The 21,975-nt window shown below is 70.2% G+C and carries 24 protein-coding genes; 18 read left to right on the top strand and 6 right to left on the bottom strand.

Translation table 11 applies throughout. From position 1 onward, the window contains the following. Positions 1-3: 3 nt before the first annotated feature. Complete coding sequence (lspA, locus tag ABD164_RS00910; RefSeq protein ID WP_344292471.1) at positions 4-567, bottom strand: signal peptidase II; 564 nt, start codon at positions 565-567, stop codon at positions 4-6. A gap of 111 nt (positions 568-678) precedes the next feature. Here lspA and ABD164_RS00905 point away from each other — a divergent pair, with 111 nt between their 5' ends. The 14 genes from ABD164_RS00905 (at position 679) to erm (ending at position 11,030) form a co-directional block, all read left to right on the top strand. After that, a complete protein-coding gene (locus ABD164_RS00905; RefSeq protein ID WP_344292469.1) occupies positions 679-1,677 on the top strand; it encodes a DMT family transporter in 999 nt (332 codons plus the stop codon). Between the two features lie 94 nt (positions 1,678-1,771). Next, complete coding sequence (locus ABD164_RS00900) at positions 1,772-3,256, top strand: HNH endonuclease signature motif containing protein (RefSeq protein WP_344292467.1); 1,485 nt, start codon at positions 1,772-1,774, stop codon at positions 3,254-3,256. 154 nt (positions 3,257-3,410) lie between these two features. Then, positions 3,411-3,770, top strand: coding sequence for a GntR family transcriptional regulator (locus ABD164_RS00895; protein WP_344292465.1), 360 nt, complete (start codon positions 3,411-3,413; stop codon positions 3,768-3,770). Continuing rightward, a complete protein-coding gene (locus ABD164_RS00890; RefSeq protein ID WP_344292463.1) occupies positions 3,767-4,675 on the top strand; it encodes an ABC transporter ATP-binding protein in 909 nt (302 codons plus the stop codon). The genes ABD164_RS00895 and ABD164_RS00890 overlap by 4 nt, the downstream gene beginning before the upstream one ends. Continuing rightward, positions 4,672-5,439, top strand: a complete 768-nt coding sequence (locus ABD164_RS00885) for a hypothetical protein (RefSeq protein WP_344292461.1) — start codon at positions 4,672-4,674, stop codon at positions 5,437-5,439. Before ABD164_RS00890 ends, ABD164_RS00885 begins: the two co-directional genes overlap by 4 nt. A 100-nt stretch (positions 5,440-5,539) precedes the next feature. Then, positions 5,540-5,869 (top strand): chorismate mutase, encoded by a 330-nt coding sequence (locus ABD164_RS00880; protein WP_344292459.1) that lies wholly within the window; start codon positions 5,540-5,542, stop codon positions 5,867-5,869. After that, positions 5,866-6,798 carry an SDR family NAD(P)-dependent oxidoreductase gene (locus ABD164_RS00875; protein ID WP_344292457.1) on the top strand — a complete coding sequence of 311 codons (933 nt, stop codon included), beginning with the start codon at positions 5,866-5,868 and terminating at the stop codon, positions 6,796-6,798. The genes ABD164_RS00880 and ABD164_RS00875 overlap by 4 nt, the downstream gene beginning before the upstream one ends. Next, positions 6,795-6,989, top strand: a complete 195-nt coding sequence (locus ABD164_RS00870) for a hypothetical protein (RefSeq protein WP_344292455.1) — start codon at positions 6,795-6,797, stop codon at positions 6,987-6,989. The genes ABD164_RS00875 and ABD164_RS00870 overlap by 4 nt, the downstream gene beginning before the upstream one ends. A gap of 182 nt (positions 6,990-7,171) precedes the next feature. Then, positions 7,172-7,843: an HAD family hydrolase gene (locus tag ABD164_RS00865; RefSeq protein WP_344292453.1), complete on the top strand. Its 672-nt coding sequence runs from the start codon at positions 7,172-7,174 to the stop codon at positions 7,841-7,843. 9 nt (positions 7,844-7,852) lie between these two features. Further along, positions 7,853-8,305 (top strand): alcohol dehydrogenase catalytic domain-containing protein, encoded by a 453-nt coding sequence (locus ABD164_RS00860; RefSeq protein WP_344293357.1) that lies wholly within the window; start codon positions 7,853-7,855, stop codon positions 8,303-8,305. A 27-nt stretch (positions 8,306-8,332) separates the two neighbouring features. Beyond that, entirely contained in the window at positions 8,333-9,013 is a 681-nt protein-coding gene (locus ABD164_RS00855) for a zinc-binding dehydrogenase (protein ID WP_344292451.1), read from the top strand. A gap of 42 nt (positions 9,014-9,055) precedes the next feature. Then, complete coding sequence (locus tag ABD164_RS00850; RefSeq protein WP_344292449.1) at positions 9,056-9,475, top strand: pilus assembly protein CpaE; 420 nt, start codon at positions 9,056-9,058, stop codon at positions 9,473-9,475. After that, complete coding sequence (locus ABD164_RS00845) at positions 9,472-10,017, top strand: hypothetical protein (RefSeq protein ID WP_344292447.1); 546 nt, start codon at positions 9,472-9,474, stop codon at positions 10,015-10,017. Before ABD164_RS00850 ends, ABD164_RS00845 begins: the two co-directional genes overlap by 4 nt. Positions 10,018-10,217: 200 nt before the next feature. Continuing rightward, positions 10,218-11,030: a 23S ribosomal RNA methyltransferase Erm gene (erm, locus tag ABD164_RS00840; RefSeq protein ID WP_344292444.1), complete on the top strand. Its 813-nt coding sequence runs from the start codon at positions 10,218-10,220 to the stop codon at positions 11,028-11,030. 12 nt (positions 11,031-11,042) lie between these two features. Here erm and ABD164_RS00835 read toward each other — a convergent pair whose 3' ends face one another. Both ABD164_RS00835 and ABD164_RS00830 read right to left on the bottom strand, forming a co-directional pair. Continuing rightward, positions 11,043-12,674 carry a glycerol-3-phosphate dehydrogenase/oxidase gene (locus ABD164_RS00835; RefSeq protein WP_344292442.1) on the bottom strand — a complete coding sequence of 544 codons (1,632 nt, stop codon included), beginning with the start codon at positions 12,672-12,674 and terminating at the stop codon, positions 11,043-11,045. Further along, the gene (locus tag ABD164_RS00830; protein ID WP_344292440.1) at positions 12,641-13,273 is read right to left on the bottom strand and encodes a TetR/AcrR family transcriptional regulator; all 633 of its coding nucleotides are present in this window, start codon (positions 13,271-13,273) and stop codon (positions 12,641-12,643) included. Before ABD164_RS00830 ends, ABD164_RS00835 begins: the two co-directional genes overlap by 34 nt. Before the next feature lie 20 nt (positions 13,274-13,293). On the opposite strand from ABD164_RS00830, the gene ABD164_RS00825 reads away from it, so the two are divergent. The 4 genes from ABD164_RS00825 to ABD164_RS00810 all read left to right on the top strand — a co-directional run bounded on the left by ABD164_RS00825 (position 13,294) and on the right by ABD164_RS00810 (position 18,542). Continuing rightward, positions 13,294-14,922 carry an FAD-binding oxidoreductase gene (locus ABD164_RS00825; RefSeq protein ID WP_344292438.1) on the top strand — a complete coding sequence of 543 codons (1,629 nt, stop codon included), beginning with the start codon at positions 13,294-13,296 and terminating at the stop codon, positions 14,920-14,922. Position 14,923: 1 nt separating this feature from the next. After that, the gene (locus tag ABD164_RS00820) at positions 14,924-15,838 is read left to right on the top strand and encodes a YegS/Rv2252/BmrU family lipid kinase (RefSeq protein ID WP_344292436.1); all 915 of its coding nucleotides are present in this window, start codon (positions 14,924-14,926) and stop codon (positions 15,836-15,838) included. Next, positions 15,835-17,487, top strand: a complete 1,653-nt coding sequence (locus ABD164_RS00815; protein ID WP_344292434.1) for a GMC oxidoreductase — start codon at positions 15,835-15,837, stop codon at positions 17,485-17,487. Before ABD164_RS00820 ends, ABD164_RS00815 begins: the two co-directional genes overlap by 4 nt. 107 nt (positions 17,488-17,594) lie before the next feature. Further along, positions 17,595-18,542: a leucine-rich repeat domain-containing protein gene (locus ABD164_RS00810; protein WP_344292432.1), complete on the top strand. Its 948-nt coding sequence runs from the start codon at positions 17,595-17,597 to the stop codon at positions 18,540-18,542. Between the two features lie 82 nt (positions 18,543-18,624). On the opposite strand, the gene ABD164_RS00805 is transcribed toward ABD164_RS00810, so the two are convergent. From ABD164_RS00805 to purL, 3 genes are all read right to left on the bottom strand, one after another. Further along, positions 18,625-18,999, bottom strand: a complete 375-nt coding sequence (locus tag ABD164_RS00805) for a hypothetical protein (RefSeq protein WP_344292430.1) — start codon at positions 18,997-18,999, stop codon at positions 18,625-18,627. 1 nt (position 19,000) lies between these two features. Continuing rightward, positions 19,001-19,501 carry an NUDIX hydrolase gene (locus tag ABD164_RS00800; RefSeq protein ID WP_344292428.1) on the bottom strand — a complete coding sequence of 167 codons (501 nt, stop codon included), beginning with the start codon at positions 19,499-19,501 and terminating at the stop codon, positions 19,001-19,003. Between the two features lie 64 nt (positions 19,502-19,565). Beyond that, complete coding sequence (gene purL, locus ABD164_RS00795; RefSeq protein WP_344292425.1) at positions 19,566-21,899, bottom strand: phosphoribosylformylglycinamidine synthase subunit PurL; 2,334 nt, start codon at positions 21,897-21,899, stop codon at positions 19,566-19,568. Positions 21,900-21,975: the final 76 nt, after the last annotated feature.

Raw genomic sequence — 21,975 nt, 5'->3', positions numbered from 1 at the left:
AGCCTAAGGGCGTGGCTGCCCTTCGGGGCCGGTCACCTCGTCGGTGCCGGCCGGCTCGTCGGCGACTTCCGGTTCAGCCGGGGGCCGCCACGCCACGCCACGCGCAGTGAGCACCAGGACCATGACCGCTCCGGCGAAGATCGCGATATCGGCGACGTTGCCGATGAACCAGTCGAAGTAGGCGATGAAGTCGACGACGTGTCCCTGGCCGAATGAGGGTGCCCGCAGCAGGCGGTCGAGGAAGTGCGTGACGGCGCCGCCGAGCAGCAGCCCGATGCAGATCGCCCAGGCCCGTGACCGCACGCGCCACGCGAACCACAGCGCCACGATCGCGCCGATGCCCGCGAGCACGGTGAAGATCCACGTCGTGCCTGCACCGAGCGAGAAGGCGGCGCCGGGGTTGTAGACGAGCTGGATGCCGAGCACATCGCCGAGCAGCGGCATCCGCTCACCGAGCGTCAGCGTCTGCTCGGCCCAGAACTTCGACAGCTGGTCTGCGGCGAGCACGGCGACGCCGATCGCCACGGCGATCCATGGCGCGGCGGCTCGGGTCGGTGTGTCGCTCATCGCCACCCATCCTTGCAGCCCGAGTGCCGCGACTGCCGACGTTCGGCGGATTCCGGACAAGCACCCCTTCCACCGGGTGCCGCGGTCGGTGGTCGGGTTTACGCTCGACCGGTGAGCACCAGCACCGCGCAACAAGCCGCCGTAGCGGCATCCGCACCGAAGGGTTCGGGCCGGCTGTCGACGTGGGTGCAGTTCCTCGCCATGGGCATCGTGTGGGGGGCGAGCTTCCTCTTCATGAAGGTCGCCCTCGACGGCGTCTCGTTCGGGCAGATCGCATGGTCGCGCACGGTGCTCGGGGCGCTCGCACTCGGCGTCATCGTGCTCGTCACGCGGCCGCGGGTGCCCGCGACCGACGGCACGCCAGGGCCGGTGCTGCCGCGCGAACGGGCCGTGTGGGGCCACTTTCTCGTGGTGTCGCTCACGACCTGCGTCATTCCCTACCTGTGCTTCGCGTGGGCCGAGCAGTACGTCTCGTCGAGCCTCGCGTCGATCTACAACGCGACGACGCCGATCATGACCGCCCTCATGGCGACGGCAGTCTTCCGGGTCGAGCGGCTCGGGCTCAGCCGCTGGGCGGGCGTCGGCGTCGGCATCGTCGGCGTACTCGTCATCATCGGCCCATGGCAGTATCAGGCGCTCACCGGCAGCCTCGCCGGGCAGCTCGCGTGCCTCGTGGCGACCCTCTGCTACGGCTTCACGTTCGGGTACCAGCGCCGCTTCCTCAGCCAGCGGCCGATCGCGCCCGCGACGTTCGCGTTCCTCTCGATCGGCGTCTCGGCGGTCGTCATGCTCGCGCTCACGCCGTGGCTCGCGCTGGCCCCCGTCGACCTCGACTGGGCGATCGTCGGCTCTCTGCTCGCCTTGGGCGTGCTCGGCACAGGTCTCGCCTACATCTGGCTCATCAACGTGCTGCGCGCGTGGGGACCGACCGGCTCGTCGACGGTCACCTACGTGACGCCGGTCGTGGGTGTCGCGCTCGGGGTGCTGCTGCTCGGCGAGACCTTCTCATGGCACGAGCCGGTCGGCGCGGTGCTCGTGCTGCTCGGCATCCTGCTCACGCAAGGACGGCTGCGCCTCGCGCGGCGGCGTGCCGCCCCGCTGGTCGGGTAGCTTCCGGTGGTCGGGTAGCGACGAAGGAGCGTATCGAGACTCAGCGTCGTGCGAACGTATCTGCGATGTCGGTGGCTGATGTGATGATCGTTGTATGGCAGAAACGTTCGATACCGGGTGGGGTGTGGTCGGGGTGCTCGACCCGCTTGCCGATATCGACATGGCCGTGCTGCTCGGCCTGCGCGACGGCCGGTTCGATGACGGCCGGTTCGATGACGGCCGGTTCGATGCGGCTGATGTGGGCGTGCGCCCCTCCGTGCTGGATGTCGAGTTCGAGTTCTCGGGTTTGGCGGCCTCGTTCGACGGGTTCGCCGAGTTGTGTGCCGAGTTGGATGCTGCTGAGCAGGCCCTGTTCGCGGTGAACCGGGCGATGGCCCAGCATTTGGCGGCGTGCCGGCGGGCGCTCGACGTCGCCGCGCGCAACCCCGCCCTGTACCTACACCCCGGGCAGGTGGGTGCGGCTGACGCGTCCGAGCTCGCGGTGCGGGCGGCGGCGACCGAGCTGTCGATGAGGTTGCACGTCTCGGCGGGCACGATCCGCTCCCGCGCGCACGAGGCCGCAGTGTTGCATGACCGGTTGCCGCGGGTGTGGGCGCGGTTCGCCGCCGGCGTCGCGTCGTATGTCGATGCCCGGGTCGCGGTCGACGCGGCCGCGGGGTTCCTACCCGGTGATGCTCGCCTGACCGAACTCGACGAGCAACTGGCTGCGGTGATCGGCATGGTCACGACGACCCGGTTCCGCCAGCGCGCCCGCACGGTGCGGGCCAAGCTTGAACGCGATCTGGTCGAGGCCCGGCACACCCGTCCGTACGCGTTGCGGCGGGTCGTGGTCGAGCACGTCGACGACGGCATGGCGTGGGTGAACCTGTACACGTCGCAGGTCGACGCGGCGAAGATCAGTGCCCGGCTCGATGCGACCGCCCGCCGTGACGCCGGTACCCCGCGTGAGGCCCGCACCCTCGACCAGTTGCGCGCCGACGCCGCGACCGGGTGGCTGACCGGTGCCGGCACCCCGACCGCGGCCCGCGCCGAGATCATCGTCACCATCCCGGTGCTGAACCTCGCCGGCATCACCGGCTCCGCCACGGGCGACGCCGGGCACGGCGCCGGCGCCGGAGGCGGGGTCGGCGGCGGGCACGGGGTCGGCGGCTTGCCAGTGACACTCGTCAGCTCCGGGTCGGCGATGCTCGACGGGGTCGGCCCGATCGACGACGCGACCGCCCGGCAACTGTTCGCCGACGCACCCTCGTTCCGCCGGCTCATGGTCGACCCGATCACCGCGGCGCCGCTCGCGCTCGATCGCACCAGGTACCGGCCCAGCAAGGCGCAGCGCCTCTGGCTCGCCCTCACCCACGGCCGCTGCACCCGACCGGGCTGCGACCGGCTCGCAGTCCGCGCCGACCTCGACCACCAGATCGACTGGCAACACGGCGGCCCCACGAACACCGACAACCTCGACCCCAAATGCCGGGCCGATCACCGTCTCAGACACGCCACCCGATTCATGGTCGCCAAGAACACCACCACCGCCTGGCGAAGCCCCACCGGCCGCAGCTACACCGACCCACCACCCTTCTGAGCCGCGAGTGTTCGAAGCGGTGAATAGCCCGGCCCCTGCCCTGTCGAGCGCGGGCGAGGGCAACGCGCCTCTTGACAGATCTGGGCGAGCATGGTTGGTTAGTTACACAACTAATGAACCAACGAGGTTCACGACCGGAACCAGATAGGCCCGAATGGACGAATCGCGACCGATCTTCATCCAGATCGCAGAACAGGTCGAGAACGACATCATCGAGGGGTCGCTTCCCGAGGGCAGCCAGATCCCATCGACGAACGAATTCGCCGCGTTCCTCAGGGTCAACCCGGCAACCGCATTGAAAGGGGTGAATCGTCTTGTCGACGACGGAATCGTGGAGAAGCGACGGGGAATCGGCATGTTCGTGATCGCCGGCGCCCGACAGCGCCTCATCGAGCGTCGCCGCGCCGAATTCGCCGCCGAGTACATCAGACCGCTCATCATCGAGGCCGAGAAGCTCGGCATCGACATCGACGAACTCGCGGGGCTTCTCCGCGCCGAAAGGATTCAATCATGACCCGCACCGTGGTCCGCGCCAGCGGGCTGACCAAGCGATACGGCTCATTCACCGCGGTCGACGACGTCGACTTCACTCTTGCAGAGAACCGTATCTACGGTCTCCTCGGCCGCAACGGCGCCGGCAAGACCACCGTGATGCAGATGCTCACCGGGCAACTCTTCCCCGACGGGGGCGAGCTCGACGTCTTCGGCCGCGATCCCGCCGAACACGCAGACGTGCTGCGCCGGCTCTGCTTCATCGCCGAGTCGCAACGCTACCCCGACAGTTTCAAGCCCTCGCACGTCTTCAGGTCCGCCCCGTGGTTCTTCGAGCACTGGGACGCCGAGTTCGCCGAACGGCTCATCGACGACTTCCGGCTCCCGCTCAACCGCTACATCAAGAAGCTCTCGCGTGGCCAGCTGTCGGCCGTGGGCGTCATCGTCGGCCTGGCGTCACGGGCGCCGCTGACGTTCTTCGACGAGCCCTACCTCGGCCTCGACGCCGTGGCGCGGCACATCTTCTACGACCGCCTCCTCGAGGACTACGCGAAGCACCCGCGCACGATCGTGCTCTCGACCCACCTGATCGACGAGGTCGCGAACCTGCTCGAGCATATTCTCGTCATCGACGAGGGGCGCATCCTGCTCGACCGCGACGCCGATGAGGTGCGCGGCTCGGCCACCACCGTGGCCGGCGGGCGGGCGGCCGTCGAGTCGTTCGTCGCCGACCGGGCGGTGATCGGCCGTGAGGGCATCGGCGGGCTCTCCTCGGTCACGATCGACGAGCGGCTGAATCAGGCCGACCGCATCAAGGCCGCCGAGCTCGGCCTCGAGCTCGCCCCGGTCTCACTGCAGCAGCTCATCATCCACATCACGGGCACCGATCTTCGCGCCGACTCGACCGAACAGGAGGCCGCAGCATGACCGCCGTCATCGACCAGCAGGTCGTCCGAACCGAGCCACGCTCGCGTTTCACCGAGATCTGGCGCATCGTGCGCCTGCACGCCGTGACACCCTCGGTGTTCTTCGGAATCCCGTGGATCATCCTCGGCGGCGCGTGGCTCGTGTCGATCGTCGTCGGCATCATCGTCACCGGGGCGGGTGCCGACGCCACGAAGATGGTCGAGGGCATGCGGTACAGCTGGGCGGTGCTGTCGCCCCAGTGGTATCTCGTCGTCGTGGGCGTGCAGTCGATCGGCATGACGCTGTCGTTCGCCCTGGGGTTCGGTGCGACCCGGCGCGACTTCTGGCTCGGCACGAGCATGATGTTCGGCATCGTCTCGCTGCTGAATGCCGTCGCCATCGCCACGCTCGTGCAGCTCGAGAAGGCGACCGACGGCTGGTGGGTCGGCATCTCGATGTTCGACGCCCTCTGGTACGGGCAGAACGGCTGGGGGGTCGACTTCTACACCACTCTCGCGCTGCAGCTGCTCGTGCTCTTCATCGGGGCGAGCATCACCACCGTGTACTTGCGGTGGCGTATGCGCGGCATGCTGATCCTGGTCTTCGGCGCCATCGCCCTCGCGCTCACATTCGTCGCCATCGCCACGTTCACCGAGAGCTGGCCGGCGATCTTCGAGTGGCTCGGCAGCGTCGGCATCGTGGGCGTATTCACGGTCGTGCTCGGACTCGCCGCGTTCTTCGCGGTCGGCGGCTATCTCGTGATCCGGCGGGCGACGCCCCGCTGATCTCAGCCACACAGCCATTCAGGCCGCGGCGCGGCATCCGGGGGGACGGATGCCGCGCCGCACGCTGTGTCGATGCCGGCTCGCCAAGTACGCTCAAACCATGACTGATGGGGCCTTCGACGACCGCGATGCCGCGCTGAGCGCGTTGCTCGGCATCCGCTCGAGCATCGACAACATCGACGCCGCCCTCATCCACCTGCTCGCCGAGCGGTTCAAGTTCACCCAGCAGGTCGGCCGGCTGAAGGCGCAGCACGGCCTGCCGCCGAGCGATCCCGATCGCGAGAAGCGGCAGATCGCCAGGTTGCGGGCGCTCGCCATCGACGCCCACCTCGACCCGGCATTCGCCGAGAAGTGGTTCAACTTCGTCGTTGCCGAGGTCATCCAGCACCACGAGGAGCTCGCCGGCGGCGCAGCCTCGGGCGAACTGTGAGCTGGTACCCGGCCGCGCTGCCCGCGCAATCGGGTCGTCGCGTGCTGGTCACCGGCGGGAATGCAGGCATCGGGTTCTTCACGGCCGCACGCATGGCCGCCGCCGGCGCCCACGTCGTGCTCAGCGGGCGCAGCCCTGAGCGGCTCGAGGCGGCGGCGGCCGCGATCCGCGACGCGAGTCCGGCGGCGCGGTCCCTGAGCTCGGTCGAGACCCTCGTCATCGATACTTCGTCGCTCGACTCGGTGCAGTCTGGTGCCGATGTGCTCGTCGCCGGGCCGCCGCTCGACGGCGTCGTCGCGAACGCCGGCATGGTGCACGCCCCCCGCGAGCGCCGCGAATCGGTCGACGGCAACGAGCTCGTGCTCGCCACCAACGTGCTCGGTCACTTCGCGCTGCTCGCCCGCCTGCTGCCGCACTTCGCGCCTGGCGGCCGCATCGTGACGGTCGGGTCGCTCTCGACGATGCTCTCGACGTTCCGCACCGACGACCTGCAGCTCACGCGCAGCTACGATTCGTGGCGTGCCTACGCGCAGTCGAAGATCGCGTCGCAAGTGGTCGCGTTCGAGCTCGATCGACGGTTGCGCGCATCGGATGTCCCGGTGTCGAGCATCGTCGCCCACCCCGGCTACTCCATCGGCGGGCGAACGCCGCGCGTGCCGGGCGTGAACGCGCCGACCGCGGGCAAGCGTTTCGCCGACTCCATGCAGGCCATGTGGGCCCAGGGCAAGCACCGCGGCGCCGAGACGATACTGCACGCACTCACCTCGCCCGGCGTGGAGGGCGGTCAGTTCTGGGGTCCGAGATACGTGACGAAGGGCCCGCCGGTGCTGCACCGGCCGACTCGCACGTCGACCGACACCGCGATCGCCGCGCGGGTCTGGGGCTTCGCCGAGCGCGCGACCGGCGCAGAGTTCACGGTGGCACGATGAGCGCGCCTGACCCGAAGCCGGGATTCTTCTCGCGCCGCAAGGTGCGGCTGGTGATCGCGCGCGTGCTCGTCGCGATCGGCGTCGTGCTCGCGGTCATCGCGATCATCACGGGCCGAATGGGCCTGCTCGTCGCCGCGATCGTCACCGTCGGCGTCGGAGCGGCGTTCGGGCCTGCTCGCATCCGTCGCTGAGCGCGGCGCGGGTCGACCGGCGACGCCTGTCCGGTGGCAGCCGCCTCACGCGGTTCACCTTCTCGTAACCAACCCGCCCTCGGTCGTTGACGGTCGCTGAATACGGTCGAAGCACCGGAACCGCGGACGCTGCCGAGCACCCGCGACGAGGCCCCTCCGGTGAGCCCGCAGAAAGGCGCGCCATGACCACGAACTCGACGGATTCCGCGCCGGCGGAGGAGCTGCTCGATGCCATCGCCCCGCTCGGGGACGACGAGCTCGCCGAGATCGATGAGCTCGCCGAGCTCGGCGACGGCATCGACGACGATACCGACGACCCCGATGAGTTCGACGACCAGGTCGAAGACGAGGATGTCGACGAGTACGACGAGGATGACGACGACGAAGACGGCGACATCGAGCTGGTCGTGCTCGACATGGCCGGCACGACCGTGACCGACGGGGCCGAGATCCCCGGCGCGGTCGCCGTGATCGAGGAATTGCGCGAGGCAGGGGCATCCGTCGCTCTCATCAGCGACCTGCCGCCCGTCGAACGCGACGCCCAACTCGACGCACTGGGCTGGCACGGACTCGCCGACCTCGTGCTGTCGCCGGCAGACGCAGGACGTGCGCGGCCCTACCCCGACCTGCCCCTCACGGCACTGCTGCGCACCGGCGCGAGTGCGGTCGACGCGATGGTCGTCGTCGGCGACACCACGACCGACATCGAGACCGGCGTGAACTCGGGCGCGGGCTTCGTCGTCGGCGTGCTCAGCGGCGAACACGACCGGGAGGCGCTCGAAGGCGCCGGTGCCGACGCGGTGATCGAGAGCATCGCCGACCTGCCCGCACTGCTCGGCCTGCGCGGCGAGTAGCGCCGGGTGATGCACACCGTCGTGCGCGTCGCAGGACCCGATCTCATCCTGAGACCGGCGCCCGTCGCCATGGTCTGGAATGAGCCGGGTCGACCTCATGATGCGCTCGCCGCTCCCGGTGTGCATCTCTCGCCAGGCGAGGCGCTCGTCGAGGTCGAGCTCGCCACGATCTGCGGATCAGACGTGAACACAGTGCGCGGTTCGCAGCCGGCGGCGGCGCCGCTCGTGCTCGGGCACGAACAGGTCGGTCGAGTCATCGCGGTCGGCGAGGGAGCGGTGCGCAGCGACGGCTCGTCGCTCGAACTCGGCGATCGCGTCGTCTGGTCGGTCACTGTGAGCTGCGGCGAGTGCGACCGCTGCCGTCGTGGCCTCACGCAGAAGTGCCGGTCGCTCGCGAAGTACGGCCACGAACGCGTGCACCGCGGCTGGGAGCTGTCGGGCGGCTTCGCCACCCACGTGTAGTTGCGTGCGGGCACCACAGTCGTGCGGGTGTCAGAACGGCTGCCCGCGCCCGTCGCGGCGCCGGCGTCGTGCGCCACCGCGACCGCGGTCGCCGCGCTCGATGCCGCATCGACGCGTGTTCGGCTGTCGGGTTCTGGCGTACTCGTGACCGGCGCCGGCATGATCGGCCTCAGCGCCACGGCGCTCGCGATCGAGGCGGGGGCGACGGTACTCGTGTCGGAGCCCGACCCAGCCCGGCGGGCGTTCGCCGCGCGACTCGGGGCGATCCCCGTCGACCCCGGCGCCCGCGGCAGCGCGCCCGAACGCCTCGAGGCGGCGCTCGAGGCGTTGGGGGGTCGTGGCATCCCCGAGGTGCTGACCTCGATCGAGGCATCGGGTGCGCCGGCGGCGGTGCAGACCGCGGTGCGCGTGCTCGGCATCGGCGGCGTGGCAGTGCTGGTCGGCAGCGTGACCCCGGGTTCCGAGGTGCACGTCGACGCCGAGGCCCTGGTGCGGAGGCTCATCACGATCACCGCCGTGCACGACTACTCGGCCGATCACCTCGTGCGGGCGGTCGCGTTCCTCGAGCGGGCGTGGCACGGGCTGCCCTTCGATGAGCTCGTCGGCACCACCCATGCGCTCGCCGAACTCGATGCCGCGCTCGCCGAGGCCGCCACCGGTGAACACGTGCGCGTCGGTGTCGCACCGGGACGCCGCATCCACCGTTGAACTCGGGCCGTCGGCGTGGTGGTGTCGTGTACCGTGACGCAGATGATCACACGCGAACTCGCGCTCGCCCTGCGCGACTCGGGCCTCGTCTGGCATCCCGAGTCGGGCGACCGGTTCCAGCTCGACCTGCCGTCGAATGTCGAGGCCGAGGCAGAGGCCGACGTGTTCACGGTGAGCGACATGACCATCGACACGCTGCCCACCCCGACCGGCGCGATTCTCGCCTTCAACGGCACCACCGAGTGGGCGCTCGACTCGGTCGCGATCGCCGATGCCGTGTGGCTGCCGCGCGAAGATCAGCTGCGCGAGCTGCTGCGCGGGGCGTTCAGATCGCTGCGACGCCTCGACGACGCGTTCGAGGTCGTGGTCGACCTCGGTGGCGAGGAGCGGCCGTTCGAACACCCCGATGCCGCAGAGGCCTATGGGCTGGCGCTGCTCGCACTCATCGGCAGGTCGCGATGACGGATGCCGCGACACCGGCCGATGGCGCACCGACGGGTGTCGGTCGAGCGCGCGAGCACCTGAGCCGTTCGGCGATCGCGCTCGCCGAGGCGGGAGCCCGCCGCGAGGTGCTCGCGCAGTACGTGCCCGGGCGGCGGGTGCTCGGAGTACCGCGGGCCGCGCGGATGGCACCAACCGGCCGCGTGTGGCGACTCGGGGTGCTGCTGCTCGACGAGACGGGCTCGGCCTGGGCGACCGGCCGGGTCGTGCGTGCCGAGCGATCCGCGCGCAAGAGCATCACGGCCGAAGCCGTTGCCGAACAGCGCGCATATCGCGCGGCCGCGGTGAAGGGCGGCATCGCCGAGGGCGAGTCTGTGAACTTCGATGCGAGCCCGATCGACCTCGACGAGCTCGCGCGGGATGGGACATCCGGCCCTCTCATGCTCGTCGACGAGCAGGTGTTCGTACGCTGGAGCGCGACGCAGCCCGATGCGCTCACGCCGCTCGAACGGTATCTCGCCGATCGCGTCGAACTGCTCGCGAACCCGCCCGCGGGCGCGTGACTGTCGCGTGGCCACGTCGACGGCGTTCTGCTACCGTCGAACCTCGTGTGTAGTCAGTTCGCCACGATGATGATCGCCCGGCCCCGCACCGCCTGAGGCGGAGCGACCCGATCATCCACGTCACTCCGCCTCGGCCATGACCATGGCCGCGGTGCGGTCACGCGTACCCGGCCGACCATCCTCGGCAGCGGAGCAGACTCTTGCGCACACGCGAACACCCTTCTTCATCCCCATTTCCCGGCGGACGTCACGAGCTGGGACAGAACTTCCTCGTCGATCGGGCTGCGATCGAGCGGTTCGTCCGCCTCGTGGCTGCGACCGATGGCCCGATCATCGAGCTGGGCGCGGGCGGCGGCGCGCTCACGACACCCCTCGCAGGGCTCGATCGACCCCTGACCGCACTCGAACTCGATCCGGCCCGGGCCGTCGCGTTGCGTCGCAGGCTCGCCGGCCGGGTGCGGGTCGAACAGGCCGATGCACTGCGTTGGCGGTATCCGGCCGCGCCGCACGTCGTGGTGGGCAACGTGCCGTTCCATCTCACCACTGCGATCCTTCGGGCGCTGCTCGATCGTGCGCACTGGACCGACGCCGTACTGCTCACCCAGTGGGAGGCGGCGCGACGGCGCTGCGGCGTCGGCGGTTCGAGCCTGCTGACTGCGCAGTCCGACCCGTGGTTCACGTTCCGGCTCGAGCGGAGAGTGCCGGCTCGCGCGTTCCGGCCGGTGCCATCGGTCGATGCCGGACTGTTCACCGTGCGACGCCGTGCAACGCCGCTCGTGCCGGAGTCGGAGCGACGAAGGTACTGCGGCTTCGTCGCCGCCGTCTATCGAGGACGCGGTCACGGAATGGCGCAGATCCTCACGCGAATGCCGAGGCCGATGAGCGCCGCCCGGGCACGGGAGTGGCTGCGAGAGCGGGAGCTCGCGCGGGAGGTGTTGCCGGGGCGCCTCTCGGCCGATGACTGGGCATCGCTCTGGAACGAGGTGCGGAAGGGCGGCCCCGGTGGGCCGTGATCACGAAGCGCCTCAGGGCACCCGGGCGAGTGCCTCGTCGACGAGCGCCGCGACCTCGTCGTGGGCGCGCTCACTGTCGGCGGCCACGAGGCCGATGCGGGTGCGCCGGTCGAGCACGTCGTCGGCGTCGAGCGCGCCCTCGGCGAGCACGGCGAACTCGACCTCGGCACGGGTCACATCGATGCCGGGTGCGACCGGAGCCGACGGTGCGCTCGCGCGGGCCGACGCCAGCACCACGGGGGCCTCGGCGCCGAAGCGCGCGACGAGCGACGGCGGCAGGGCAGCGGTGGGAGTGGATGTCGCGGGCGCCGCCGCCGATACCGGCGAACCGGGTGCGCCGACGAGCGGCAGCGAGCGCGTGCGGCATTCACCGGCGGCGAGGGCGCCGTGCCGCACTGCGATGTCGACCGCATCTTCGGCCATCGCCCGGTAGGTGGTGAGTTTTCCGCCCAGCACGTTCACGATGCCGCCGTTCGACACGGCCACATGGTGGCGTCGCGAGAGGTCTGCCGTCGAACCCTCGCCGGAGTCCACGAGCGGACGCAGTCCTGCGAACGATCCGAGCACGTCGCCGCGACCGAGCTGCCGCTCGAGCGCACGCGAGAGCGTCGCGAGCAGGAAGTCGATCTCGCCGTCGCTCGGCGTCGGCACGTCGGGCACCTCGCCCGGGGCATCTTCGTCGGTCAGGCCGACGACGACCCGCCTGAGCTGTTGCGGCAGGGCGAACACGTAGCGGCTGATCGACCCGGGGTGCGGCACCGTGAGTGCGGCGACGGGGTCGCCCATCGCCGCTGCGTCGAGCACGAGGTGCGTGCCGCGGCTCGGGCGCAGGCGGATGCTGTCGTCGATCTCGCTCGCCCAGACCCCGGTTGCGTTCACCACCACACGTGCGCCGACCCGCAGTGAGCCGCCGCCCAGGCTGTCGGTGAGTGTCGCGCCGTGGGCACCGACCGAGGTCGCGCGCATGCGGGTGAGCACGACGGCGCCGAGGGCGGCCGCCGTTCGAGCCAGTGCGATGACGAGCCGGGCATCGTCGACGAGCTGTCCGTCGTACGAGAGCAGCCCGCCGCGCAGCCCGTGGCGCCGTGTGGCGGGCGCAAGCCGCAGCACCTCGTCGCGACCGATGCGGCGAGGACGCGGCAGCATCGTGCCGGGGGTTCCGGCGAGCAGGCGCAGGCCGTCGCCGAGGCCGAGGCCGATGCCGCCGACCACGCGCTGGCGGGTGGTCACCGTGTCAACGAGGGGCAGCACCTGGGGGAGCGGGTGCACGAGGTGCGGCGCGATGCGGGTCATCAGCAGGTGGCGTTCGGCGGCGCTCTCACGGGCGACGCCCACGTCGCCGGTGGCGAGGTACCGCAGGCCCCCGTGCACGAGCTTCGAGCTCCACCTGCTGGTGCCGAAGGCGAGGTCGTGCGACTCGGCCAGCACGACCGAGAGGCCGCGAGCCGCAGCGTCGAGGGCGACCCCGGCGCCCGTGACGCCGCCGCCGATGACGAGCACGTCGACGGGGCGATCGCTCGCGCTGAGCGCGTCGAGTTCGCGCGCCCGGCGCCCTGCGTTGAGTGCGGCGGCCGAGGAGGGAACAACCGATGCCGGAGGGATGGCCGTGGTCAGGGGCGAAGGTGCCCGTCGAGTGCGTGCCACAGTTCAGTGCTCCAATGCGCCTCGTCGATGAGAACGGAAACGGTGTTGTGCGAGAGGATCGCGGACTGCGCGATGAGCAACAGCATCACGGCGATGTCGCCCGGCGGGCCGGAGCGCACCGTGCCGCCCCGCTGTGCGGTCGTGATCGACGCGGCGAGCCAGTGCAGGATCACCCGCTGGCTCGAGCCGATGCGCTGCAGCGTGTACCGGGTGAACACTTCGGGCTCGCGCTCGAGCAGGCGGCCGTACAGCGGGTCGTTGCGGAAGAGGTCGGAGAACCGCATCACGTCGCGCACGATCTCGGCTCGCGTCGTGGCGAGGGTGTCGAACCGGTCGATGATGTCGACCACACCGCGCAGAAGCGCGGCACGCACGAGGTCATCGGCGCCCGCCCAGCGCCGGTAGACCGTTGGACGGCTGACCGAAGCGTTGCGGGCGACCTCGGCGATGGTGACGCCGCGCACGCCGCGCGCCACGATGAGTTCGACCGCCGCATCGAGCATGCGCTGCTCGGTCTCATCCCATTGGGGGCGTTCGGCGGCTCCCCAGACGGATGACGTGCCGGCCCCGGCATCGACGACCGCTTGACGTTCTTCCATGATGTGTCACACTGTAACGCATGCTCGACGATGACGCACCCGACGATCTCGACCCGCGCGCCCAGATGCGCTGGAACGGTTGGGGTGACCACGCCGAGGCGAAGCAGTTGCCCGCGGCGGTGAAGGCGCTGTTGCCGGTGATGCTCGGCCGCATCCCGCGCCGCGCGCCGGCCGCGGCACTCGAAGACGTCGACCTGAGGCCGTCCGTGCTCGACGAGGCCGACCGCCTCGCACTCGCCGGAATCGTGGGCGACGCCCACGTGCGCACCGACCACGACACGCGCATCCGACACTCAGGCGGCAAGTCCACACCCGACCTGTTGCGCCGCCGTCGATCGCAGCAGGACGCCCCCGACGCGGTCATCGACCCGGCCGACGACCGCCAGATCGCCGCAGTACTGCGCCTCGCCGGCGAACGCGGCATTGCCGTGGTGCCGTTCGGCGGCGGCACGGGCGTCGTCGGCGGGCTCGATCCCGATGCCGGCGGTCAGCGTACCGTCATCAGCCTCGACCTGCGCCGCCTCACGGGACTCGTCGCACTCGACGAGGTCAGCGGCGAGGCGACGCTGCGGGCGGGCACCCCCGCTCCTGAGGCCGAGGCGCTGCTCGCCGCCCACGGGTTCGAGCTCGGCCACTACCCGCAGAGCTTCCGCTACGCGACGATCGGCGGATTCGCGGCCACCCGCTCGTCGGGGCAGAACTCCGCCGGGTACGGCCGATTCGACGCGATGGTCACGGGGCTTCGGGTCGTGACGCCGACCGGCGAGCTCGACCTCGGCCGGGCACCCGGCTCGTCGGCCGGTCCCGACCTCGTGCGGTTGTTCCTCGGTTCTGAGGGCGCGTTCGGGGTCATCACCGACGTGCGGCTACGTGTGCACCCATTGCCCGAGGTGCGGCTGCACGACGCGTGGACATTCGCCGACTTCGCCGCCGGGGCCGATGCGCTGCGTCGGGTCGCGCAGCTCGGAACAGGGCCCACCGTCATCCGCCTCTCGGACGAGGCCGAGACCGGCGTGAGCCTCGCCCAGGTCGGCCGCCTCGGCAAGGCGCTCGCACGCGGGTGCAGCCTCATCGCGATCTTCGAGGGCGAGTCCGAACTCGCGGCAGAGCGGCGTGTGCGCACGTCGGCGGTGCTGGCGGCGGCCGGCGGCACAAGGACCGGCGAGCAGCCTGCCGTCGAGTGGGTGCACGGCCGTTTCAGTGCGCCGTATCTGCGTGACGCGCTGCTCGACCACGGCGTGTTCTGCGAGACCCTCGAGACCGCCACGACCTGGTCGAACCTCGAGCGGCTGAAGCGTGAGGTCACCGAGGCGATCACCAGCGGCTTCGCCGCGCACCGGGCGAAATCGCTCGTGCTCTGCCACGTCTCGCACGTCTACCCCACTGGCGCTGCGCTCTACTTCACGATCCTCGCGGGCGTGAAGGGCGACGACCTCGATGTGTGGCGCGACGTGAAGTCGGGTGTCAACGACGCCATCATGGCGGGCGGCGGCACGATCAGCCACCACCATGCGGTCGGGCGCGATCATGCGCCATGGCTGGAACGCGAGATCGGCGAAGTCGGGCTGCGTGTGCTGCGAGCGGTGAAGTCCGAACTCGATCCCGCAGGCATCATGAACCCCGGGGCCCTGATCGCGTCGGATGCCTGAGATGGCGGAGCACATCGCCGTGCTCGTGAACCCGACGGCGGGTCGTGGTCGCGGCGCTGCGGCGGCCGACGCCGCGCTCGGCCGGTTGCGCGAGCTCGGCGCCGACGTGCTGACGTTCGCCGGAGCATCCGTCGACGACACCCGCCGCCTGGCCGCCGAAGCCGTCGCCGGTCGCCCCCGCGCACTCGTCGTCGTCGGCGGCGACGGCACCCTGTCGTCGGTGCTCGACATCGTCGTCGATGCGGGCATTGCGATCGCACTCGTGCCCGCCGGCACCGGCAATGACCTCGCCCGGGCGCTCGGGCTGCCGCACGAGACATCCGATGCCGCAGATGCCGCCGAACTCGCGGTACGCGGCCGTGCGCGCCGCATCGATGTCGGCGTCGTCGAGTCGAACGGGCCGGCGCGGCACTTTCTCACCGTCGCCGCGCTGGGCTTCGACGCCCGGGTGAGCGAGCGCACCAACACCCTTCGATGGCCGCGGGGCAGGGCGCGCTACTACCTCGCGCTGCTCGTCGAACTCGCGAGGCTTCGGGCGGCGCCGTTCGTGATCGGCGTCGACGGTGACGCGCCGAAGCACATGCCCGGAACGCTCGTGGCCGTCGGCGTCACGGCGAGCTACGGTGGCGGCATGCGGATGTGCCCGGCCGCCGACCCGAGCGACGGACGGCTCGATATGACCCACATCGGCCCGCTCGGCCGCATCAAGCTGATCCGCCTGTTCCCGATGCTCCTGGCGGGCCGCCATGTCGAACGCGCAGAGGTGACGACCCGTCGCGCGACCGTGGTGCGCGTCGACGCGCCCGATCTCATCGTGTACGGCGACGGCGAGCGCCTCGGTCACGGCCCGACGACGATCTCGGTGCGCCCGAGCGCCCTCACCGTGCTGGTACCTCACTCGGCGGTGCCCGAATGACCGCGACGCGCTTCGACCACGACGTCGTGGTCATCGGATCGGGGTTCGGCGGTTCAGTTGCTGCCCTGCGCCTGCGCGCCAAGGGCTACGACGTGCACGTCTACGAGGCCGGGCGCCGGTTCGCAGATGAGGACTTCGCGAAGACCTCGTGGAACGTGCGCCGGTACCTCTGGGCCCCGGCGCTCGGATGCTTCGGGGTACAGCGCATCCACAAGCTGCCCCACGTCATGGTGCTCGCCGGAGCCGGGGTCGGCGGCGGCTCGCTGAACTACGCGAACACGCTCTACGTGCCAGGCGAGGTGTTCTTCGGCGACCGTCAGTGGGCGCATCTCGCCGACTGGCAGACCGAGCTGGCACCGCACTACGCCACCGCGAAACGCATGCTCGGCGTCGTCGAGCAGTACCCGCACATGGGGCCGGTCGAGCGCATCATGGAGGCTGCCGCCGGCGACTTGGGCGTCGGAGACACCTTTCGGCGCGCGCCCGTCGGCGTGTGGTTCGGCACCCCGGGCGAGACGGTGCCCGACCCGTTCTTCGGCGGAGCCGGCCCCGAACGCACCGGATGCACGCTGTGCGGCAACTGCATGGTGGGCTGCAGGGTGGGCGCGAAGAACACACTCGTCAAGAACTACCTCGCGCTCGCCGAACGGCTCGGCGCCGTGATCGAGCCGCTGCGTACCGTGACCGAGGTACGCGTGCGTCGCGGCGGCGGGTACCTCGTGACGACGCAGCGGTCGGGCGCCTGGTTCGGTCGCGACCGGCGCACCGTCACCGCCGAGCAGGTGGTGTTCGCGGCGGGAACGTGGGGCACGCAGCAGCTGCTGCATCGCATGAAGGACTCCGGCGCACTCCCCGGGGTTTCCGACGCACTCGGCCGCCTTACCCGCACCAATTCCGAGGCGCTCGACGGCGCGGTCGCGGTCTCGATCCCCGAACGGCTCGAACTGGCGCGGGGCGTCGCGATCACGACCTCGTTCCACGTCGACGAGACGACGCACGTCGAGAATGTGCGCTACGGGCCGGGCTCGAACCTCATGGGCATGCTCGCGACCGGACTCGTGCCGGGCGATCGCGGGCTCGGCGGGCGCCTCGCCGCCCTCGCCGCCGGCATCATCGCGGCCCCGCTCACCGCGCTGCGCCTCGCCGTACCGCGGCGATGGAGCGAGCGCACCATCATCGCCCTCGTCATGCAGACCGCCGACAACTCGCTGACCGTGTCACTGCGAAGGCGCTTCGGGCGGCGTGTGCTCACGAGCGTGCAGGGTCACGGCGAACCGAATCCCAGTCACCTGCCGGGCGCTCATCGGGCGGTGCGGGCGATCGCCGCCCGCGTGGAGCGCGACGGCGGCGTGCCCACCGCAGCGCGCGGTTCGTGGCCCGAGGTGTTCGGCATTCCGATGACGGCGCACTTTCTCGGCGGCGCCGTGATCTCGGACTCGCCGCGCACCGGCGTCGTCGACTCGTATCACCGCGTGTGGGGGCATCCGGGCCTGCATGTCGTCGACGGCGCCGCGGTTCCGGCGAATCCGGGCGTGAACCCCTCGCTCACGATCACGGCGATGGCCGAGCGGGCGCTGTCATACTGGCCGCGTCGCGGAGCAGCCGACGCGCGGCCCCCGCAGCGTGAACGGTCGGATGCCCCGGGCTGACGGTTGCTCGTAGCGCTCGGCGCTCTCGCGGGTGAACATCGGAGTTCGCGCTGCATCAAGGGGTGTCCCCGAGCCGTGCCATCGTGGGGCGCGTATACGCTGATGCGATGCGAGCCTCTCGAAGATGGCCGGCCCGGCAGACGGTAGGCCTGATCGCGGCGGTCTGGGCGGTGGCCGTTCTGAGCGGTTGTGCACCTGTCTCCGAAGAACCCGTCTCCGAAGATCCGGCCTCCGCCGAACCGTCGACCACTCCCACCTGGCCGCCGACCCTACCCACGGATGGCAACGTGGAGGAGTGCCTTCAGTACAGCATGGCTCTGTTCGGCGTCGAGGACCCTGAGCAGCTGACCGAGGTGGACTGCAGGGGAATGGCGACCCTCGATGGGATCGAACAGCTCGCCGCACTTCCGAATCTCACCGAGCTGAAGTTCATCGATAACCCGGCCCTCACAGATTTCGCCCAGTTGTCCGAACTGGCCGGCCATCCCACCCTCGACACCCTCTGGCTGGTGAACAATCCGCACTTGAGTGATCTCACGCCGCTTGCAGGGATGACCGGTCTCACCTCCCTCGAGGTGACCGACGGCCCTCTCGCCGACGTCAGTCCGCTGCGGGAACTGACCGGCCTCGACAAGCTGACGCTCGCCGGTCTAGGCAACCTCACCGATGTCAGCCCGTTGGCTGATCTGACCGATCTCACCGAACTCGTGCTGTCCAGGAATCCTGCTGTCACGGACCTCACGCCGTTAGCCGGGCTTGGTGGCCTCAGCAGGCTCCTTGTAACGGAGAGCCCGGACTTGACCGACCTCACGCCCCTGGCCGAGCTGACCGGCCTGATCGAGCTTCACCTGACGATCAACGTGAGCCTGTCCGACCTGACACCCCTGGCCGGGTTGACGAATCTCGAGCGGCTCTACCTCTCGGGCAACACGTCCCTCACTGATCTCTCCCCGTTGTCCGGACTGACCAACCTCACCGAACTCAACCTGAGCGGCTCAGCAGTGCAGGACGTCAGCCCACTCGCCGGATTAGAACGACTGTTCATCTACCAGTGACCCGCGATCGAATCCGTTCGCGGTTATCGAGCGGCACTCTCGCCGCATGCTCCAGTGACACACAGCCGCGATGCGCCGACCGTTAGCGCGTCGACGGGTCGGCGTCGGAGTCGGGCCTGTCGTCCTCACCACCCCGCTCGGGCGTGCTGCGCTCACCCCGCTCGGGCTTGCTGCCCTCGCCGGTCTCGTGCTTGGCGCCCTCGCCGGTCTCGCGCTTGGCGCCCTTCGTCTCCTGCTCCTGGATCGACTCGATCACCGAGTCCTGCAGGCCCTTCTGCCCGGTGTGCAGCTCCTGGTATTTCTCGCCGGCGCCCATGAGCGGGCCGAACGCGTGGCGCCACCGTGCTCCGCTCGGCGCCTTGACGAAGCGCATGACGATGCCGATGACGATGACGAGCGCGAAGAGCGCCAGCGCCCCCGCTGCGAGCATTCCGTAGAACGCGAGATCGCCGCCCATGTCAGAACCCGAACGTGGTGATCGGGGCGAGACGACGCTCGCGCAGGGCCTCGATGACGGCGAGTTCGTGCGGTACGACGGGGTCGGGCAGCGCGTCGAGCGGGAACCAGCCGAGGTCGGCGGCCTTGTCTTCGACGAGGTGGGGGTCGCCCTGCCACTGTGACACCTGGAAGAACACGTCGATGCGCTCGTCGATAGCGAGGCCCGTCGCACCGGTGCGGTGCATGACGGTGAGCACCTCGAGGTCGGACTCGTCGACCTCGACCCCAAGCTCTTCGAGAGCCTCGCGGGCGGCGCCGGCGAGCAGCGTCTCGCCACGCTCGACGTGGCCGGCGGCCCCGCACGCCCAGTGGCCGTCGTAGTACCCCGTGCCGCGTCGCAGCTGCAACAGCACCTCGTCGCCACGGCGAAGCAGCACGTAGGCGGCTGGAATCACGGCGAAGCGGCCGTGGTCGGCTGCGTACGCCTCGGTGTACTCGCGATTGTCGGTGTGTTGGGTCATGCGGTCTCGATACGCTTCTCGATCTCGATACGCTTCGCTGCTCGATCCAAGCCTCGACCGGCGCTCAGTACCCGACGACCGGTCCGAACGCGTCGGCCAGCGGCGCCCGGTTCACCGAGCGCAGTTCGTCGATCGTCACGGTGAACGCGTCTTGCACCTCGAGGGCACCGGATGCCGCGTCGGTGACGCCGATGCGCCGTACCGGGTAGCCGCGGCCCTCGCAGAGACCCCGGAACTTCACGTCGTCTTCGCGGGGGACCGACACGATGACCCGGCCGGTGGACTCGGAGAACAGCGCGGTTGCGACGTCGATGCCGGCATCACCGGTGACCTCGCTGAGGAACACCCGGGCGCCGACACCGAAGCGGCTGACCGCCTCGGCGAGGGCGATCGCGAGGCCGCCGTCGCTCAGGTCGTGCGCCGAGTCGATGAGGCCCTCGATCGCCGCCGCGCTGAGCAGCTCGGCGAGGCGCTGCTCGCCGGCGAGGTCGACGGCCGGCGGGCGCCCGCCGAGGTGGTCGTGCACGACGCCGGCCCAGGCCGAGCCGTCGAGCTCGGCCTTGGTGTCGCCGAGCAGGTAGATGTTGTGGCCGTCGTCCTGCCATCCACTCGGGATGCGGCGGGCGACGTCGTCGATGACGCCGAGCACCGCGATCACGGGCGTCGGGTGGATCGGCACGTCACCGGTCTGGTTGTAGAAGCTCACATTGCCGCCGGTGACGGGAATGCCGAGCTCGAGGCATCCGTCGCTCAGGCCCTCGACCGTCTCTGAGAACTGCCACATGACCTCGGGGTTCTCGGGGGAGCCGAAGTTGAGGCAGTCGCTGACGCCCATGGGCTTCGCTCCGGTCACGGCGACGTTGCGGTAGGCCTCGGCGAGCGCGAGCTTGGCCCCCTGCCGCGGGTCGAGTTGCGAGTAGCGGCCGTTCGCGTCGGTCGCGACTGAGACGCCGAGGCCGGACTGCTCGTCGACGCGCACCATGCCCGCGTCGTCGGGGTAGCTGAGCGCGGTGTTGCCGAGCACGTAGTTGTCGTACTGGCTGGTGACCCATGCGGCGTCGGCCTGGTTGGCCGAGCCGACGAGCTGCAGGAACTGCTCGCGCAGTGCCTTGGACTTCGTGGGGCGCTTGAGGCCGGCCGCGGTGTCGGCCTGCAGCGAGTCGATCCAGGTGGGGTAGGCGACGGGGCGCTCGTAGACCGGGCCGTCGACGGCGACGGTGCGCGGGTCGACGTTCACGATCTCTTGACCGTGCCACATGATGCTCAGGCGGCCCGTGTCGGTGACCTCGCCGAGCACGCTCGTCTCGACGTCCCACTTCTCGACGACCTTCAGGAAGCCCTCGAGCTTCTCGGGGCGCACGATGGCCATCATGCGCTCTTGGCTCTCGCTCATCAGGATCTCTTCGGGCGTGAGGGTGGGGTCGCGCAGCAGCACGTCGTCGAGCACGATCGACATGCCGCCGTCGCCGTTCGACGCGAGCTCGCTCGTCGCGCACGAGATGCCGGCCGCGCCCAGGTCTTGGATGCCCTCGACGAGGTCGCCCGCGAAGAGTTCGAGGCAGCACTCGATGAGCACCTTCTCGGCGAACGGGTCGCCGACCTGCACCGCGGGGCGCTTGGTCGGGCCGCCCTCGGCGAACGTGTCGGACGCGAGGATCGACGCGCCGCCGATGCCGTCACCGCCCGTGCGAGCGCCGAACAGCACGACCTTGTTGCCCGCGCCCTTGGCGTTCGCGAGGTGCAGGTCTTCGTGGCGCAGCACGCCGACCGCGAGCGCGTTGACGAGCGGGTTCGCCTGGTACACCGGGTCGAACCAGGTCTCGCCACCGATGTTCGGCAGGCCGAGGCAGTTGCCGTAGAAGCTGATGCCGCTCACCACGCCGTGAACCACGCGGGCGGTGTCGGGGTGGTCGATGGCACCGAAGCGCAGCGCGTCCATGACGGCGACCGGGCGGGCGCCCATCGAGATGATGTCGCGCACGATGCCGCCGACGCCGGTCGCGGCGCCCTGGAACGGCTCGATGTACGAGGGGTGGTTGTGCGACTCGATCTTGAAGGTGACGGCCCAGCCCTCACCGATGTCGAGCACGCCCGCGTTCTCACCCATGCCGACCATGAGGTGCTTCTTCATGTCGGGCGTGACCTTCTTGCCGAACTGGCGCAGGTAGATCTTCGAGGACTTGTACGAGCAGTGCTCGCTCCACATGACCGAGTACATCGCGAGTTCGGCACTGGTGGGGCGGCGGCCGAGGATATTGCGGATGCGCTCGTACTCGTCGGGCTTCAGGCCCAGCGCAGCGTACGGCTGCTCCTTCTCGGGCGTGCCCGCAGCGACCTCGACGGTGTCGAGCACCGGGGTCGTCGGTGCAGCGATGGTGGCGGGAGTTTCGATGGTCACGAGTGGCGAGCTCCAGAAGACGGCGGCGAGGCGGATGCCGCGGGGCGAATGCCTGACCGTGCCAGTCTACTTGCCC

This window comes from Agromyces neolithicus (genome assembly GCF_039529735.1).
Taxonomy (GTDB): domain Bacteria; phylum Actinomycetota; class Actinomycetes; order Actinomycetales; family Microbacteriaceae; genus Agromyces; species Agromyces neolithicus.
The sequence above is the reverse complement of the archived record's forward strand: the minus strand, read 5'-3'. Positions and strand labels throughout refer to the sequence as shown.

Excerpts from the sequence above, each read along its gene's own strand:
- lspA (WP_344292471.1), bottom strand. The coding sequence starts at position 567 with ATGAGCGACACACCGACCCGAGCCGCCGCGCCATGGATCGCCGTGGCG.
- ABD164_RS00805 (WP_344292430.1), bottom strand. The coding sequence starts at position 18,999 with ATGGGCGGCGATCTCGCGTTCTACGGAATGCTCGCAGCGGGGGCGCTG.
- ABD164_RS00845 (WP_344292447.1), top strand. The coding sequence starts at position 9,472 with ATGACGGATGCCGCGACACCGGCCGATGGCGCACCGACGGGTGTCGGT.
- ABD164_RS00830 (WP_344292440.1), bottom strand. The coding sequence starts at position 13,273 with ATGGAAGAACGTCAAGCGGTCGTCGATGCCGGGGCCGGCACGTCATCC.
- ABD164_RS00880 (WP_344292459.1), top strand. The coding sequence starts at position 5,540 with ATGACTGATGGGGCCTTCGACGACCGCGATGCCGCGCTGAGCGCGTTG.
- ABD164_RS00850 (WP_344292449.1), top strand. The coding sequence starts at position 9,056 with ATGATCACACGCGAACTCGCGCTCGCCCTGCGCGACTCGGGCCTCGTC.
- ABD164_RS00895 (WP_344292465.1), top strand. The coding sequence starts at position 3,411 with ATGGACGAATCGCGACCGATCTTCATCCAGATCGCAGAACAGGTCGAG.
- ABD164_RS00900 (WP_344292467.1), top strand. The coding sequence starts at position 1,772 with ATGGCAGAAACGTTCGATACCGGGTGGGGTGTGGTCGGGGTGCTCGAC.
- ABD164_RS00820 (WP_344292436.1), top strand. The coding sequence starts at position 14,924 with ATGGCGGAGCACATCGCCGTGCTCGTGAACCCGACGGCGGGTCGTGGT.
- ABD164_RS00885 (WP_344292461.1), top strand. The coding sequence starts at position 4,672 with ATGACCGCCGTCATCGACCAGCAGGTCGTCCGAACCGAGCCACGCTCG.
- ABD164_RS00865 (WP_344292453.1), top strand. The coding sequence starts at position 7,172 with ATGACCACGAACTCGACGGATTCCGCGCCGGCGGAGGAGCTGCTCGAT.
- ABD164_RS00890 (WP_344292463.1), top strand. The coding sequence starts at position 3,767 with ATGACCCGCACCGTGGTCCGCGCCAGCGGGCTGACCAAGCGATACGGC.
- ABD164_RS00825 (WP_344292438.1), top strand. The coding sequence starts at position 13,294 with ATGCTCGACGATGACGCACCCGACGATCTCGACCCGCGCGCCCAGATG.
- ABD164_RS00800 (WP_344292428.1), bottom strand. The coding sequence starts at position 19,501 with ATGACCCAACACACCGACAATCGCGAGTACACCGAGGCGTACGCAGCC.
- ABD164_RS00810 (WP_344292432.1), top strand. The coding sequence starts at position 17,595 with ATGCGAGCCTCTCGAAGATGGCCGGCCCGGCAGACGGTAGGCCTGATC.
- ABD164_RS00860 (WP_344293357.1), top strand. The coding sequence starts at position 7,853 with ATGCACACCGTCGTGCGCGTCGCAGGACCCGATCTCATCCTGAGACCG.
- ABD164_RS00870 (WP_344292455.1), top strand. The coding sequence starts at position 6,795 with ATGAGCGCGCCTGACCCGAAGCCGGGATTCTTCTCGCGCCGCAAGGTG.
- ABD164_RS00815 (WP_344292434.1), top strand. The coding sequence starts at position 15,835 with ATGACCGCGACGCGCTTCGACCACGACGTCGTGGTCATCGGATCGGGG.